The organism is Streptomyces sp. NPDC059247 (genome assembly GCF_042754005.1).
In the GTDB taxonomy this organism is placed as follows: Bacteria; Actinomycetota; Actinomycetes; order Streptomycetales; family Streptomycetaceae; genus Streptomyces.
The window spans coordinates 1-1,165 of sequence record NZ_JBHYZW010000060.1 but is presented as its reverse complement, the minus strand read 5'-3'; the positions used below and the strand labels follow the sequence as shown (position 1 = coordinate 1,165).

Sequence of the window (1,165 nt, the reverse complement as noted above, 5' to 3'; positions counted from 1 at the left end):
GGAGAAATTCTGTGTCCACACTGCAATCCTCGAGCAGCGGCACCGACCGCATGAGCGGGCGCGCGTGGGGCGTGCTGTTCGTGTTGTGTGGGGCGATCTTCCTCGAGGGTATTGATGTGGCGATGCTGAATGTGGCGTTGCCTTCGATCCGTGAGGATCTGGACATGTCGACCGGGATGCTCCAGTGGGTGATGAGTGCCTATGTGCTGGGGTATGGCGGTTTCATGCTTCTGGGTGGTCGTGCCGCTGATCTGTTCGGGCGGCGTCAGATGTTCGTGTTCTGGCTGGTCGTGTTCCTGTTGTTCTCGGGTCTGGGTGGTTTCGCGACCGAGGGCTGGATGCTGATCGTGGCGCGTTTCGTGACGGGTGTCGCGGCGGCGTTCATGACTCCGGCGGGTCTGTCGATCATCACGACGAGTTTCGCCGAGGGTCCGCAGCGCAACAAGGCCCTGCTGGTGTACTCGGGTACTGCGGCCGGTGGTTTCTCGATCGGTCTGGTCGTCGGTGGTCTGCTGGCCGCGATCAACTGGCGCTGGGTGTTCTTCGCGCCGGTCATCCTCAGTCTCCTCATCCTGATCGCGGCGGTCGTCCTGATCCCCAGGTCGGCGCGTCCGGACCGTACGGGTCAGGGTGTCGATCTGGCGGGTGCGTTCACCGTGACCGGCGGTATCCTGCTCCTCGTCTTCGGTGTCGAGCGGGCCACGCATGTCTCCGCCGCCTGGACGACGGGCACCATCGGGGCGAGTCTGCTGCTCTTCCTGGTGTTCGTCCTGGTCGAGCGGAAGTCGTCCTCGCCCCTGGTACGCCTGGGGATCTTCCGTAACGCCTCGCTGGTGCGTTCCAACCTGGCGGGGATGCTCTTCGCCGCGGGCTTCTTCGGTTTCCAGTTCATCGCGGTGCTCTACCTGCAGGAACTGCGCGGCTGGTCGACCCTGCAGACCAGCTTCGCCCTCATCGTCATCGGTGTCGACGCGATCCTCTCCCCGACCCTGACCCCCCGCCTCGTGGCCAGGTTCGGCAACGCACGGGTCATCTTCGGCGGCCTGCTCCTGGCCGCCCTGTCCTACGCCCTGTTCCTCCCGGTCGGCGCGGACTGGACCTACCTGGCCATGTTCCCGAGCCTGATCATCCTCGGCCTGGGCTTCTCCCTGGCCTACGGACCACT

General features: G+C 64.8%; 1 protein-coding gene. It reads left to right on the top strand.

Annotated elements, in window-relative coordinates:
- Positions 1-50: 50 nt before the first annotated feature.
- On the top strand, positions 51-1,165 hold a 1,115-nt coding region (locus ACFXGN_RS32780), incomplete at its 3' end, for an MFS transporter (protein WP_384866082.1).